The sequence below is a fragment of the Gordonia amarae NBRC 15530 genome, from assembly GCF_000241345.1.
GTDB classification, from domain to species: Bacteria; Actinomycetota; Actinomycetes; order Mycobacteriales; family Mycobacteriaceae; genus Gordonia; species Gordonia amarae.
Map to the genome: position 1 here is coordinate 1 of NZ_BAED01000041.1, position 12,896 is coordinate 12,896.

The following is a 12,896-nucleotide window of genomic DNA, read 5'->3' on the forward strand; positions in this document are numbered from 1 at the left end:
ACACGCCCACCACGACGGTGTCGAACACATCCGGGTGCGCCTTGAGCGCGGCCTCGACCTCCTCCGGGAACACCTTCTCGCCGCCGGTGTTGATGGACACCGATCCGCGGCCGAGCATGGTGATGGCGCCGTCGTCCTCGACGCGCGCGAAGTCACCTGGAATCGAATAGCGCACTCCGCCATACTCTTTGAAAGTATTCGCCGACTTCTCCGGGTCGTTGTGATAGCGCAGCGGGATGTGGCCGGAGCGGGCGAGGATGCCCACCTCGCCACTGCCCGGTGTCACCTCGGTGCCGTCCTCGCGGAGCACGTGCAGTTGTTTGTCGGCGGTGACGCGCGGACCGCCCGAGGTGGGCGCTCCCTTGGCGACGATGCCGAGCCCGCCGAATCCGGTCTCCGACGACCCGATGGCATCGATCAGCAGTGCGTTCGGAATCCGGTCCAGGAACTCCTCTTTCACATTCTGCGAGAACAGCGCCGCCGACGAGGCGACGGTGACCAGGCTCGACAGATCGTAGTCGCGTTCGGCGAGGGCATCGACCATCGGCCGGCCCATCGCGTCGCCGGTGATGAACACGACGTTCACCTTGTGCTTCTCGACGATCTCCCAGCTGTGTGCGGCGTCGAATTCCGGGTAGACCACGGCCTTCTGGCCGCCCATCAGCGACTGGAAGATCGCCCACTGTGAGCCGCCGTGGATGAACGGCGGGATGGGGAAGCGCACGAGCTGCCCTTCACCGGCACCGGCGCGCGCCAACTGCCATTCGTCGGTGACCGGTTCGCTGGTGTACCAGTCGATGCCGCCGCCGAGCACGCGCCAGATGTCCTCCTGCCGCCACACCACGCCCTTGGGTTTTCCCGTGGTGCCGCCGGTGTAGAGCATGTACAGGTCGTCCTCGCTGCGCGGCTCGAAGTCGCGTTCGGTGGACGAGGCGGCGATGTCGTCCTCGAAGCGGCTCTCACCCGCCTCGAGTGCGGTCTCCCCGGTGCCGTCCTCGATGACGATCCGGTGCTCGATGAGCGGCGCGTTCTGCAACACGTTCAGCACCTTGTCGCGGTACCGGCGCTCGTGGATGAGCACCTTCATCCCGGAGTCGGTGAAGATGTGTTCCAGTTCGCCCTCGACGTACCGGTAGTTGACGTTGACCATGACGGCCCGCGCCTTGAAGATCGCCACCATCGCCTCGACGGCTTCGATGGTGTTTCTGCTGTACAGGCCCACCGCGTCGCCGGGGCGGACGCCGAGTTCGCGCAGTCTGTGGGCCAGCGCGTTGGCGCGCGCCTCGAGCTCGGCATAGGTGTGACCGCGGCCGTCGGTTTCGAGGGCGATGCGCTCGGGATTGAGGTCGACCGAGTGCTCGATGAGGTCAGCGATGGTAAAGGCCATGGCTACAAAACTAGAACGTGTTACTGTTTGGGGCAAGCGCGCTTCACCCATGCCCGTCTACCCGAAACCAGCGGACGACTCCGCCCGACGAACAGGACGCCTCGCGATGACCGCCGCCGCCACCACCGACGCCCCCCACTGCCTCGTCGAGAAGCGCGGGCACGTGCTGATCGTGACGCTCAACCGACCACAGGCCCGCAACGCGCTGTCGATGGAGATGATGGCGACGATGCGCGAGGCGTGGGATCAGGTCGACTCCGATCCCGCCATCCGGGTCGCGATCCTGACCGGCGCCGGGGGGTCGTTCTGCGCCGGCATGGACCTCAAGGCGATGCGCGACAACTCGCCGGGCGACACCGTCGACCAGGGCACCTGGAACCCCGAGAGCCTGCCCGCCCTGCTGAAGGGCCGCAGGCTCACCAAACCGCTCATCGCCGCCGTCGAGGGCGCGGCCATCGCCGGCGGCACCGAGATCCTGCAGGGCACCGACATCCGGATCGCCGGGGAGAGCGCCAAGTTCGGTGTGGCCGAGGCACGGTGGGGCCTGTTCCCGCTCGGCGGCAGCGCGGTGCGGCTGCCCCGGCAGATCCCGTACACCATCGCCGCCGACCTGCTGCTCACCGGACGGCACATCACCGCCGCCGAGGCCAAGGAGTACGGCCTGATCGGCTACGTCGTCCCCGACGGCACCGCGCTCGAACGCGCCCTGGAGATCGCCGACACGATCGCCGCCAACGGCCCTGTCGCGGTACAGGCCATCCTCAAGACGATGCGCGACACCGAGGGCCTGCACGAGGAGGATGCCTTCAAGATCGAGGCGAAACTCGGCATCGGCGTCTTCAAGTCCAAGGACGCCAAGATCGGCCCCAAGGCGTTCGCGGAGAAGCAGAAGCCCGTCTTCACCGGCGAGTAGCCCCGGGCCGTCGACCGGGGTGTCGGCGCGGCGACACGCCGTTATCTGTGACGTTCACGCCGCACCCCCCGATACTGGGGACATGGACTCGATCGACGTCAGGGCCCTGCTCGACCGCTGGGCTGCGCCATTTCTCCTGGTCTGCGGTCTGCTGCTGGTCTCACTGACGATGGCGCCGTGGGGAGTGGGCGACGAGGGTGTGCGGCCCACGGTGACCGGCCTGGGCCGGGTCACCGTGGAGGGTGCGTCGGCGGCCGATGTCGCCTTCCTGGAGGAACACACCCAGCGCCCCGGCCTGCCGCTGTTGCTGGCGGGTGCGGTGGTGGTAGCGACCGCTGCCGCCATGTGGTGGCGCGACATCCTCATCTGGCCCAGGTCCCTCGTGTTGGCCATCGCCTTCGCCGCGGCGGCGGTACGCACGATCCGGGTTATCGCCGACCCCGCCCCGCTCGTCTTCGACAGCCTGGTCACCCGCGAACTGGAGTCGCAATTGCCGACGATGTCGGCGGGCTGGGGCGTCTACGGTGCGCTCGTCGTGTGCGTGGTCGCGCTGATCGTGGCGGTCGCCCACCTGGCGCTACGGGCCGTCGACCGCCGCACCGCCCGAGCCACAACCTCTCCCGACTGAGCCGCCCCCTCGCCGACCGAGCCGCCCCCTCGCCGACTGAGCCGCCCCCTCGTCGGTTGAGGTGCCCCCTCGTCGGTTGAGGTGCCACTTCGTCGGTTGAGGTGTGAGGAGCGCAAGCGACGAGCCTCGAAACCTCGCAAGACGACATTGTCGTCTCACCGGGTTTCGAGGCTCCTCGCCCAGCGGCTCGTCGCACCTCAACCAGCGATGATGGCGAGGTTCGGCTACACGCCGGCGTTGGCGTCCTGCTTCTTGCGCAGTTCCAGCGCGATGTCGATGAGCTGATCCTCCTGCCCGCCGACGAGCTTGCGGGCACCCGCCTCCAGCAGGATCTCCGCGGCCGGCACCCCGTAGCGTTCGGCGTGGTTCTCGGCATGCTTGAGGAAGCTGGAGTAGCAGCCGGCGTAGCCCATCATCATCGCCGAGCGATCCACCAGGCATTCCGACGGCATGGCCGGGCGCACCACGTCCTGCGCGGCGTCGGCGATCTTCATGAAGTCGATGCCGGTGGTGATGCCGAGCTTGTCGCACACCCCCACGAATGCCTCGGTGGGCGTGTTGCCCGCGCCGGCACCGAACCGGCGGATCGATCCGTCAACCTGCTGGGCACCTGCGCGCACCGCGTTCACCGAGTTGGCGACGGCGATGTCGAGGTTCTCGTGGCCGTGGAAACCGATCTGGGCGTCGTCACCGAGTTCGGCGCGCAGCGCCTGCACCCGGTAGGTGACGTCCTCGAGGACCAGCGCACCGGCCGAGTCGACGACGTACACGCACTGGCAGCCGGCGTCGGCCATGATGCGGCCCTGCGCGGCGATGACCTCCGGCGGCTGCGAGTGGCTCATCATCAGGAAGCCGACGGTCTCCAGGCCGAGGTCGCGGGCCAGCCCGAAGTGCTGGATCGAGACGTCGGCCTCGGTGCAGTGGGTGGCGATGCGGCAGATCTGGCCGCCGTTGTCCTGCGCCGCGCGGATGTCGTCCTTGGTGCCGAGCCCGGGCAGCATCAGGAACGCGATCTTGGCCCGCTTGGCGGTTTCGGCCGCCGCCTTGATCAGTTGCTGCTCAGGGGTTTTGGAGAAGCCGTAGTTGAACGACGAGCCGCCGAGGCCGTCGCCGTGGGTCACCTCGATGACCGGCACACCCGAATCATCGAGGGCGGCAACGATATCGCGCACCTCTTTCTCGGTGAACTGGTGCCGCTTGTGGTGACTGCCATCGCGCAACGACGAGTCGGTGATGCGGATGTCGAGGGTATCGGAGTACTTGCGCGCGTTGGCCATCAGATCAGGTGCGGTGCTCATGCTCAGACTCCCAGCTTTGCCTTGGCGATTTCGTCGCCGACTTTGGTGGCGGCGGCGGTCATGATGTCGAGGTTGCCCGCGTACGGCGGCAGGAAGTCGCCCGCCCCTTCGACCTCGACGAAGATGCTGACGCGGGCGTAGCCGCCGTTGATCACCGACGGCGGGTCGAACTGCGGATCCTGCAGTAGCCGGTAACCCGGCACATAGGCCTGGATCTCCTTCTCCCGCTTGTGGATCGACTCGGCGATCGCGTCGGTGTCGGCGTCGGCGGGGATGGCGCAGAAGATGGTGTCGCGCATGATCATCGGCGGATCGGCCGGATTCAGGATGATGATGGCCTTGCCGCGAGTGGCACCGCCGATCGTCTCGATGCCTTTGGACGTGGTGCGGGTGAACTCGTCGATGTTGGCGCGGGTTCCGGGTCCGGCCGACACCGACGCCACCGACGCCACGATCTCGGCGTACTCCACCGGCACGACGCTGGAGACGGCGTGCACCATCGGGATCGTGGCCTGACCGCCGCAGGTGATCATGTTGGTGTTGGGGGCGTCGAGATGCTCACGCAGGTTGGCGGGCGGCACCACCGCGGGACCGACGGCTGCCGGCGTCAGGTCGATCGCGACGATCCCGGCCGCCTCGTACTTGGGCGCGTATTCACGGTGCACGTACGCCGAGGTCGCCTCGAAGACGAGGTCGGGCAGCTCACCGGAGGCGAGCAGTTCGTCGGCGCCGCCCGACATCGTGATCAGCCCACGATCGGCGGCCCGCTTCATGCCCTCGGAATCGGCGTCGATGCCGACCATCCAGCGCGGGTCGATCACCTCGGACCGTTCGAGTTTGTACATCAGGTCGGTACCGATGTTGCCCGATCCGATGATCGCGGCTGTCAGTGTCTTTGCCATGTGTTCCTCACCTCCATGAGGTCGTTGCGAAAGTAGGAGCGGCCGACCCCTCGCCGGTTGAGGTGCGAAGAGCCGCTAGGCGATGAGCCTCGAAACCCGGTGAGACGACATGTCCGCTCACGAGGTTTCGAGGCTCGGCCGCCGGGCGGCCTCGCACCTCAACCGGCGAGTGGGTAACCGGCGAGCGGGTCATGTGAAATCCAGGGTGACGCTGCCGAGTCCGGCGAACTCGGCGACGAAGTTGTCGCCCGAGGCGATGTCGAAGGCGCGGGTGGCGGTGCCGGGCAGGATCACATCGCCCTTGCGCAGCCGCACCCCGAAGCTCGACACCTTGTTGGCCAGCCACGACACCGAGTTGAGCGGATTGCCCAGCACCGCGGACGAATTACCCTTGGCCACCACCTCGCCGTTGCGGGTGAGGGTGGCGTCGATGTCGCCGACGTCGATGTCGCTCATCGCCACCCGCTGCTCGCCGAGGATCCAGCCACACGACGACGCGTTGTCGGCGATGGTGTCGACGAGGGTGATCTTCCAGTCCTTGATCCGCGAATCGATCAGTTCGATGGACGGCACCACCCATTCAATGGCGGCGATCACGTCCTCGCGGGTGCAGCCCTCGCCCGGCAGGTCCGCGCCGAGGATGAAGCCGACCTCCACCTCCACGCGCGGGATGCACAGCGCATGGAAGTCGATGGGCTCGGATTCGCGGTACTCCATGGTGTCGAGCAGATGCCCGTAGTCGGGCTCGTCGACGCCCATCATCGTCTGCATTGCCTCCGACGCCAGACCCACCTTGTGCCCGGCCACCGCGGCGCCGGCGTCGAGCCGTTTGCGGATGTTGATGAGCTGAATCTCGTAGGAATCCACCACGTCGAGTCCGGGGTGGGAGTCCGACGGCCGGTCGATCGCGGTCGCGGTCCGCTCGGCCGTCCACAGATCGTCGGCGATCTGTTGCCGGGTGGCCTGGTCCACCGCCATGGGCATCTCGCTTCCTGCTGGTTTCCGGGGCTGTCGGCGTGACCGCACGGTCACGCCCGTCGCCCATTCTAGAACACGTTACAGTTTTTGAGGAGGCCCCCGACGCACCTCGGCGCCGACGCTGCCACATCGGACAAGCCCAGGAACAGGTCCGGCCCACTGGGCGGAATGGACAGCTGTCCACACCACGCTCGTGACAAATTTCTGGAACGTGTTCTAATTTGGGGAAGAACTCGTTGCATCCGTGGCGAACGAAGGGACCCCCATGGCCGACGCGACACCGTCAAGCACCACCAGCACTACCGAGACGTACGACGTCATCGTCGTCGGCGCAGGCGCCGCCGGGATGAGCGCCGCCATCACCGCCGCCAACAAGGGACTCAAGACGGTCCTCATCGAGAAGTCCCCGTACTGGGGCGGTTCCACCTCCCGCTCCGGCGGCGGCGTGTGGATCCCCAATAACTCGGTCCTCAAGCGCGACGGCGTCGACGACACCGTGGCCAAGGCCCGCGAGTACGTGCACGCGATCATCGGCGAGCACGCCCCGGCCGAGAAGATCGACGCCTACATCGACCGCGGTCCCGAGGCCCTCGACTTCCTGATGGCGCACGCCCCGCTGGAGTTCGAGTGGGTCAAGGACTACTCGGACTACTACCCCGAGGCCCCGGGCGGGCGCCTGGCCGGCCGGTCCATCGAACCCAAGCCGTTCGACGCCTCCCGCCTCGGCGCCGATTTCAAGACGCTCCACCCGCCGTACTCCAAGGCACCGCTGAACATGGTTGTGCTGCAAAGCGATTACCGCTGGCTCAACGTGGGCCTGCGGCACTGGCGCGGCATCGCCCGCACCGCCAAGGTCGGCGGCCGGTTCTTCGTCGCCAAGTCGCGCAAGAAGAAGCTGATCGCGATGGGTTCGGCACTGGCCGCCGAACTGCTCCTCGGCGTGCGGCAGGCGGGTGTGCCGCTGCGGCTCAACACCGGCCTGACCGACCTGCTCACCGAGAACGGCCGCGTCGTGGGCGTGGTCGCCGAATCGAACGGCGAGCGCGTCGAACTGCGCGCCCGGCACGGCGTCATCCTCGGCTCCGGCGGTTTCGAGAACAACCCGGAGATGCGCAAGAAGTATCAGCGCGACCCGATCGGCTCGGACTGGACCACCGGCGCGCCGTCCAACACCGGCGACGGCATCACCGCGGGCCTCAAGATCGGCGCGGCGGTGTCGATGATGGACGACGCCTGGTGGGGCCCGACGATCCCGCTGCCCAAGGGGCCGTGGTTCGCGCTGTCCGAGCGCGCGGTGCCGGGTACCTTCATGGTCAACGAGCGCGGTGAGCGGTTCATGAACGAGTCGCTGCCGTATGTCGAAGCGGTGCACCGGATGTACGGCGGCGACTTCGGCCAGGGCGAGGGCCCCGGCGCCAACGTCCCGGCGTGGCTGATCATGGATCAGCGCTGCCGCAACCGCTACCTGTTCGCCGGCGTCAACGCCCGGCAGCCGCTGCCCCGCAAGTGGCTCGAATCGGGTGTCGTGGTCAAGGCGAATACCCTCACCGAGCTGGCCGGCAAGATCGGCGTCCCGGTCGAGGCGCTGACCACCACCACCGAACGCTTCAACGGCTTCGCCCGCAAGGGTGTCGACGAGGACTTCGGCCGCGGCAAGAGCGGCTACGACCACTACTACGGCGACCTCACCAACAAGCCCAATCCGAGCCTCGGCCCCGTCGACAAGGCCCCGTTCTATGCGGTCAAGATGGTGCCCGGCGACCTCGGCACCAAGGGCGGCATCGACACCGACGCCTCGGGCCGCGCGCTGCGTGCAGACGGTTCGGTGATCGAGGGCCTGTACGCGGCCGGCAACACCAGCGCCCCCGTCATGGGCCACACCTACGCCGGTCCCGGCGCCACCATCGGCCCCGCGCTCGTGTTCGGCTACCTCGCCGCCCTCGACGCCGCGGATAAAGCCGCGAAGGGAGCATGAGCCGTGCCCATCAATCCCGATATCGCCATCGGCGCCGACATCGGCGAGGACTCCTACAGCTGGTCGGCCTCCGACGTCGCGCTCTACAACCTGGCGGTGGGCGCCGCCGCCGACCCGATGGACGAGGCGGGCCTCGGATACATCCACGACTCGGAGCCCAAGGTGCTGCCGTCGTTCGCGACGGTCGCCCCCACCTTCCACGTCACCGAGGCCCCCAAGGTGGTGTTCCCGGGCATCGACATCGACCTGGCCAAGGTGGTGCACGCCGGTCAGCAGGTGACGATCCACCGGCCCGTCCCCGCCTCCGGCAAGGCCACCACGCGCGGCCGGATCGCGCAGGTGTGGGACAAAGGTTCGGCGGCGGTCATCGTGCAGGAGTACACCACCGTCGACGACGCGGGCGAACTGCTGTGGACCACCCGCTCGTCGATCTTCGCCTCCGGCGAAGGCGGCTTCGGTGGTGAGCGCGGCACCTCCGACAAGGTCATGCTGCCCGACCGGGCCCCCGATCACCGCATCGAGATCCCGACGCTGCCTCAGCAGGCACTGTTCTACCGGCTGTGCGGCGACCGCAACCCGCTGCACAGCGATCCCGCATTCGCGCAGAAGGCGGGCTTCCCGCGCCCCATCCTGCACGGCCGCTGCACCTACGGCGCGGTGCTGCGGGCGATCATCGATGACGTGCACGGCGGCGACGTCTCCAAGGTCACCGACTTCTCGGCGACCTTCGCCGGCGTGGTGTTCCCGGGCGAGACGCTGGTCGTCGACGTGTGGGACGAAGGCAGACTGCTCGCCGTGGCTTCGGTGGCCGAACGCCCCGACGCGGTGGTGCTCAAGAACATCGTCTGCGCATCGGCGTAGCAGTTCCACAGTGTAGAAAATTGTTTGTCGCGCAACGGTTTTAAAGGTGTTTCGGGTTCGGGCAGACCACCCGAAACACCCATCGCGACCTACCAGTACTCTCTACGACGGTAACCAGAATCACCCTCCGTCCCGTTCGCCCCAGAGCGAGACGGGGGGTGCCCGTCAGAGGCCGGTCGGGATCGCCGCCGGCCCAGCGCCCCAGGGAGATACACATGAGTGATTCGTTGCAGCACCTGCTCGAGCCGGGTCGTCGCGAGGCCGTCGTCGCCGATCTCGCCTCGGTCATCGACTCCGAGGTGGCCGAGAAGAAGGGCCTGAGCGGCACCGCGATCAAGGCCGGCTACAACGCCGCCAACAAGTTCAAGCCGGGCCTGGTTCCGCACGCCACCGACAAGCTGCTGCCGGAGTTCGCCGCCGCACTCGCCCCGTTCTGGGATTCGCGTCCCGCCGGCGCCGCGTTCGGTGACCACCTGGCCGCCAACTCGGACGCCGCCGCCGAGGCCCTGCTCGCCATCACCGACGGGCACGCCGAGGGCGCGAAGGCGCCGCTGCAGAGGGCCTACGGCGCACTGCGCGGCAAGGCCAAGGAGAATGTGGCCGAGGCACTGCCGAAGGTCGGCGCGGCCATCGAGAAGAATGCCTGATTCTCGTATCATCTCGTGAATCGAGAAATGCCGGTGACATCGTCACCGGCATTTTCTTCGTATTCACGGCGCGGATTCAGCCGCATCCACGATCCCCGGACAACAACGAATCAGATTGCCACAGAGCGCCTTTGAGAAAATGAACTCTCAGGTCGCCGATGACAGGATGAGCAGCAGGCACACCACCACGCCGACGAGCGCGCTCAGCATCACCAGTAGTCGCCAGACCCGCGCCCGCACCGCATGGAACTGCTGCCCCGAGGCTGATGTGATCTCCGGTGATGCCATGGTCTCCACACTCCTGAACACCGACAATGGGTCGGCGCGTCGGCCAATTGCTTGCACGCGCTCGTAGATTTCGGCCCGCTCAGCTGGGCTTGGGCGAGCCAGGCTGTTGTGTTATGGGACAAATGTAGCCTTCTGGGGCCACTGTGTCGCAATACACGCCGAAAACACGCTACGAATTCGTGTTTCGGGTCACATTAGCAGGGGTATGGTCCGCCGAACCAGACGGGCCATCGAGCTCTTTACCGTCCTGAACTGCATAAACGCCGTCCTGAACCGCAACGGCGATCAGTTCCGCACCCGCCTCCGGCTCGGCCTCGACGGCGACGTCACCATCCGCCTCGAGCGCGCTGACCCGGTTCGGGGTGAGCCACGCCAGCACCGCCGCACCCACCAGCGTCACGATCCCCACCACCAGATAGGCCTGTCCCATCGGGCCCGTCCAGGCCTCCCGTGCCCCGTCGACGATGGTGGCCGCCACCCCGGGCGCCTGCTCGCGCATGCCGTCGGCCACGGCCAGCGCCTCGGCCAGCGACTGCCGGACGTGTTCGGCGACCACGTCGGCCTGGCGCGCGGCCTCCTGCGCCACCCCGGGATCACCCGCAGCGGCCGCCTGCCGGCCCAGCTCGGTGATCTCCTCGTGCGCACGGTCGGCGGTCCCACCGATCCGCGCATCGAAACCGGCGGCCATGATGCTGCCGGAAATCGCGATGCCGATGGCGGCACCGAGTTCGCGGGCGGTGTCGTTGACCGCCGAGCCGACGCCCTGATTGTCCTGCGGGGTGTTGGTCATGATCGCCGCGGTAGACGGCGCCCCGGACAGGCCGAGGCCGATGGCGAAGGCCATCATCGGGATGAGCAGCTGCCAATACTCGTCGTAGTCGAACAGGCCGAGCACCAGCACGCCGATGCCGCCCGCGGTGATGCCGAGTGTCAGGAACAGCCGCAGCGCGTTCCAGCGGACCACCGCGAGGGTGGCGAACGGGGCGGTGGCGGCCACCCCGACGACGATCGGCATGAGCGCTACCGCCGATTTGAGCGGCGAGTAGCCGAAGATCAGCTGCACCTGCTGCAGGAACACCACGAACAGGCCGAACGACAGGAAGAACTGCACCAGCACCGAGAACGACCCGGCGGCGAAGGCGCGGTTGCGGAACAGGTTCACGTCCAGCAGCGGCGACGGATTGCGGGCCTCCGCGACGTAGAAGGCCACCATCAGTCCGATCCCGCCGATGAGACAGACCAGTACCAGCGGCGCGGTCCAGCCCAGGTGCGGGGCCTCGACGAGCCCGAAGATGAACACCGTCACCGCGGCCACCGACGTCAGCGCACCGGCGGCATCGAACCGGCCCGGATCGGGATCCTTGGAGGTGGCGATCGTCAGCGACAGCACGAGGATCGTCGCCGCCACCGCCGCGAACATGAGGAAGATCGATTCCCACGAGAAGAATTCCAGCAGCACACCCGTTCCCAGGATGCCGAAGATCGCGCCCGCGCCCACCACCGCCGCCCAGATGCTGATGCCGAGTTCGCGCTTGTCGGCGGGAACACCCGTGGTGATCAGCGACAACGTGGTCGGCATGATCAGGGCGGCACCGACGCCACAGGCAGCCCGGGCGGTGATCATCGACGCCGGATCGGTGCACCACACCGACACGAGCGAGGCCACGCCGAAGATGACGAGCCCGGCGATGAGCACCTCCCGGCGACCCAGCCGGTCGCCGAGCGCGCCCGCCGGCAGCAGCAGCGCCGCCAGCGCGAGGGTGTAGCCGTCCATGATCCAGGTCATCTCGCCCGAATCGGCGCCGGTGGCCAGCGCGATCTCCGGCAGCGCCGTGGTCAGGCCGGCCATCGCCGCGATCACCATCGACACCGCGACCGAGGCCACCGCGATCACCCATGCCGACCGCAGATCCATGTCGCGCAGCTTCTTCATCCGGTGCCCTCCTCCGCCGTCGGCGCAGGAGCAGGCCAACTACCCAGACACGCTACTTCGTTGACTATAGTCAGCGAAAGGGCCGGATCCGCCGACAAGGACGATGTCAGCGGCGCATGCCGACGATCATGTCGGTGAGCAGGTCGACCATCTCGCCCTCGGTCACCGTCACCGACTGGGCACGTACGGTGTGCCAGGAGCGGTCGAGCAACCCGAACACCGCACTGCCGACGACCTCCGGCGAGTGGCTCCCCGCGCCGGTCAGTCCCTGGCCGAGAATCCACGACACCCGGGTCTGCATGCGCCGGTAGCCCTCACGGAACTCGTCGTCGTCGGGTCCGGAGTGCGCCCCGGCCATGGCGAACGCGCCGTGCCGATCCATGTAGGCGAAGTAGTCGCGGACAAAGCCGCGGATGTCGTCGGCGGAACAATCGGTGGGCAGTTCGCTCCACCGCGCGAGTACCTCGCGCAGGTCGCGATAGGCGCGTTCGGACAGGATGTCGAAGATCTCGCGCTTGTCCTTGAAATACGTGTAGAAGCCCGCCCGTGAGATGCCGCAGGCCTCGGTGATGGCGTTGACCGCCACCCCGGCGTAGCCGCGTTCGTAGAACAACTGACGCGCGGCGTCGAGGATCGCCTCGCGGGTGCGTTCAGCCCGGCTGCCGCCGGCCACCCCGATCCGGCGCGATCCCGACGGGGCGTCCTGACCGGGGTCCTGTGCTGCTGCGTCGGCGATACTCATGGTCGCCAGCCTACTCGACACACCTGTCAAGTTCCATAGACCGAGTTCACAGACTCACTACCGCCAATCACCGCCATTTGTTGACACATCCGTCAAGCGGTGCCATTCTCGAAGTCGACCCACTCGGACCACCCGGCCGTCTCAGATGATCGACATGTCTCCCATAACCCATATCGTAAGCGCTACAGTATGGATAGGACGAAAGGAGCTCTGCCATGGAAATGAACGACATGATCCTGATGAGCGTCGACGATCACATCATCGAGCCGCCGGATATGTTCGACAATCACCTGCCCGCCAAGTACAAAGACGACGCCCCGCGGCTGATCCACATGGACAACGGC

Annotated in this window: 12 protein-coding genes and 1 pseudogene; 6 read left to right on the forward strand and 7 right to left on the reverse strand. The window is 67.3% G+C overall.

Annotated features, from left to right (window positions below):
• The coding region (locus GOAMR_RS11140; protein WP_005187208.1) for an acyl-CoA synthetase at positions 1 to 1,387 on the reverse strand (1,387 nt) is incomplete at its 3' end.
• Between the two features lie 106 nt (positions 1,388 to 1,493).
• Between GOAMR_RS11140 and GOAMR_RS11145 the strand changes: the two genes are divergently transcribed.
• Both GOAMR_RS11145 and GOAMR_RS25125 read left to right on the forward strand, forming a co-directional pair.
• Positions 1,494 to 2,300 carry a crotonase/enoyl-CoA hydratase family protein gene (locus tag GOAMR_RS11145; protein ID WP_005187211.1) on the forward strand — a complete coding sequence of 269 codons (807 nt, stop codon included), beginning with the start codon at positions 1,494 to 1,496 and terminating at the stop codon, positions 2,298 to 2,300.
• A gap of 82 nt (positions 2,301 to 2,382) precedes the next feature.
• A complete protein-coding gene (locus GOAMR_RS25125) occupies positions 2,383 to 2,928 on the forward strand; it encodes a hypothetical protein (protein WP_005187214.1) in 546 nt (181 codons plus the stop codon).
• 224 nt (positions 2,929 to 3,152) lie between these two features.
• Here the strand turns inward: GOAMR_RS25125 and dmpG are convergent, their stop codons facing one another.
• The 3 genes from dmpG to GOAMR_RS11165 form a co-directional block, all read right to left on the reverse strand.
• Complete coding sequence (dmpG, locus tag GOAMR_RS11155) at positions 3,153 to 4,226, reverse strand: 4-hydroxy-2-oxovalerate aldolase (RefSeq protein WP_005187218.1); 1,074 nt, start codon at positions 4,224 to 4,226, stop codon at positions 3,153 to 3,155.
• 2 nt (positions 4,227 to 4,228) lie between these two features.
• A complete protein-coding gene (locus GOAMR_RS11160) occupies positions 4,229 to 5,128 on the reverse strand; it encodes an acetaldehyde dehydrogenase (acetylating) (RefSeq protein ID WP_005187226.1) in 900 nt (299 codons plus the stop codon).
• Between the two features lie 189 nt (positions 5,129 to 5,317).
• On the reverse strand, positions 5,318 to 6,106 hold the full coding sequence (locus tag GOAMR_RS11165; protein ID WP_005187228.1) for a 2-keto-4-pentenoate hydratase: 789 nt from the start codon (positions 6,104 to 6,106) through the stop codon (positions 5,318 to 5,320).
• Positions 6,107 to 6,371: 265 nt separating this feature from the next.
• Here GOAMR_RS11165 and kstD point away from each other — a divergent pair, with 265 nt between their 5' ends.
• The 3 genes from kstD (at position 6,372) to GOAMR_RS11180 (ending at position 9,589) form a co-directional block, all read left to right on the forward strand.
• Positions 6,372 to 8,081, forward strand: a complete 1,710-nt coding sequence (gene kstD, locus GOAMR_RS11170) for a 3-oxosteroid 1-dehydrogenase (RefSeq protein WP_005187231.1) — start codon at positions 6,372 to 6,374, stop codon at positions 8,079 to 8,081.
• Positions 8,082 to 8,084: 3 nt separating this feature from the next.
• On the forward strand, positions 8,085 to 8,942 hold the full coding sequence (gene chsH3 / locus GOAMR_RS11175; RefSeq protein ID WP_005187236.1) for an enoyl-CoA hydratase ChsH3: 858 nt from the start codon (positions 8,085 to 8,087) through the stop codon (positions 8,940 to 8,942).
• A 215-nt stretch (positions 8,943 to 9,157) separates the two neighbouring features.
• The gene (locus tag GOAMR_RS11180; protein WP_005187239.1) at positions 9,158 to 9,589 is read left to right on the forward strand and encodes a DUF6918 family protein; all 432 of its coding nucleotides are present in this window, start codon (positions 9,158 to 9,160) and stop codon (positions 9,587 to 9,589) included.
• A 147-nt stretch (positions 9,590 to 9,736) separates the two neighbouring features.
• Here the strand turns inward: GOAMR_RS11180 and GOAMR_RS25130 are convergent, their stop codons facing one another.
• The 3 genes from GOAMR_RS25130 to GOAMR_RS11190 form a co-directional block, all read right to left on the reverse strand.
• The gene (locus GOAMR_RS25130; protein WP_170319148.1) at positions 9,737 to 9,877 is read right to left on the reverse strand and encodes a hypothetical protein; all 141 of its coding nucleotides are present in this window, start codon (positions 9,875 to 9,877) and stop codon (positions 9,737 to 9,739) included.
• Between the two features lie 169 nt (positions 9,878 to 10,046).
• Complete coding sequence (locus GOAMR_RS11185; protein WP_005187251.1) at positions 10,047 to 11,810, reverse strand: MFS transporter; 1,764 nt, start codon at positions 11,808 to 11,810, stop codon at positions 10,047 to 10,049.
• Between the two features lie 106 nt (positions 11,811 to 11,916).
• A complete protein-coding gene (locus tag GOAMR_RS11190; RefSeq protein WP_005187254.1) occupies positions 11,917 to 12,552 on the reverse strand; it encodes a TetR/AcrR family transcriptional regulator in 636 nt (211 codons plus the stop codon).
• A 215-nt stretch (positions 12,553 to 12,767) separates the two neighbouring features.
• Between GOAMR_RS11190 and GOAMR_RS25555 the strand changes: the two are divergent.
• Positions 12,768 to 12,896 (forward strand): annotated as a pseudogene (locus GOAMR_RS25555) (amidohydrolase family protein); the annotation flags it as partial.

Bases quoted from the DNA above. Each gene is read 5' to 3' on its own strand.
- GOAMR_RS11145 (WP_005187211.1), top strand. From the start codon at position 1,494: ATGACCGCCGCCGCCACCACCGACGCCCCCCACTGCCTCGTCGAGAAG.
- GOAMR_RS25125 (WP_005187214.1), top strand. From the start codon at position 2,383: ATGGACTCGATCGACGTCAGGGCCCTGCTCGACCGCTGGGCTGCGCCA.
- dmpG (WP_005187218.1), bottom strand. From the start codon at position 4,226: ATGAGCACCGCACCTGATCTGATGGCCAACGCGCGCAAGTACTCCGAT.
- GOAMR_RS11160 (WP_005187226.1), bottom strand. From the start codon at position 5,128: ATGGCAAAGACACTGACAGCCGCGATCATCGGATCGGGCAACATCGGT.
- GOAMR_RS11165 (WP_005187228.1), bottom strand. From the start codon at position 6,106: ATGGCGGTGGACCAGGCCACCCGGCAACAGATCGCCGACGATCTGTGG.
- kstD (WP_005187231.1), top strand. From the start codon at position 6,372: ATGGCCGACGCGACACCGTCAAGCACCACCAGCACTACCGAGACGTAC.
- GOAMR_RS11180 (WP_005187239.1), top strand. From the start codon at position 9,158: ATGAGTGATTCGTTGCAGCACCTGCTCGAGCCGGGTCGTCGCGAGGCC.
- GOAMR_RS25130 (WP_170319148.1), bottom strand. From the start codon at position 9,877: ATGGCATCACCGGAGATCACATCAGCCTCGGGGCAGCAGTTCCATGCG.
- GOAMR_RS11185 (WP_005187251.1), bottom strand. From the start codon at position 11,810: ATGAAGAAGCTGCGCGACATGGATCTGCGGTCGGCATGGGTGATCGCG.
- GOAMR_RS11190 (WP_005187254.1), bottom strand. From the start codon at position 12,552: ATGAGTATCGCCGACGCAGCAGCACAGGACCCCGGTCAGGACGCCCCG.